At 60.5% G+C, this 850-nt stretch carries 1 pseudogene; it reads left to right on the forward strand.

From position 1 onward, the window contains the following. Window positions 1-787, forward strand: a pseudogene (locus tag NJLHNGOC_RS14705) (IS3 family transposase); the annotation flags it as partial. Window positions 788-850 lie beyond the last annotated feature (63 nt).

Consider the following 850-nt stretch of genomic DNA (forward strand, 5'->3'; position numbering starts at 1 on the left):
ACAGCGACCGCGCCTTTCCATTGTCCGGCAATGCCTGCTGCTGCATCTGAACCGGTCTGGCGTCTACTATCGGCCAGTGCCACAGAGCGAGGCCAATCTGGCGTTGATGCGGCTGATCGACGCCCAGTTCCTGGAAACGCCATATTATGGCTCACGGCAGATGACATGGTATCTGCGCCGCCTGGGATATGAAGTCGGCCGCAAGCGGGTCCGGCGGCTCATGGCGATCATGGGCCTGCGGGCGGTCTACCAGAAGCCGCGCACGAGTGTGCCTCATCCGGAGCATCGGAAATATCCGTATCTGCTGCGGGATCTGGTCATTGAGCGGCCTAACCAGGTCTGGTGTTCCGATATCACGTATATCCCCATGAAACGGGGATTTCTCTATCTCGTGGCGATCATGGACTGGTTCACGCGCAAGGTGCTGTCCTGGCGTCTGTCGAACACGATGGATGCGGAGTTCTGCATCGAGGCGCTACAGGATGCCCTCACGCGCTATGGCGCTCCGGAAATTTTCAATACTGACCAAGGGTCGCAGTTCACGACGCCCCGTTTCACCGGGCTCCTGGAAGAGCGTCAGATCCGCATCAGCATGGACGGGCGCGGGCGCTGGCCCTACCACGTGTTCATCGAGCGTCTGTGGCGGTCGCTGAAATACGAATGCGTCTATTTGCATGCGTTCGAGACCGGATCGGAGCTACGGGCCGGGCTTGCCGGATGGATCACCCATTATAACGGGCAGCGTCCGCACTCGGCACTGGCTGGACGCACGCCCGATGAGGCGTATCATGACGTGTCGACGCCATCTGGTCCGGGGTTAACCCCGGACCAGATGGCCAACAGCAACGCC

The sequence above is a fragment of the Novacetimonas cocois genome (genome assembly GCF_003311635.1).
GTDB lineage: Bacteria > Pseudomonadota > Alphaproteobacteria > Acetobacterales > Acetobacteraceae > Novacetimonas > Novacetimonas cocois.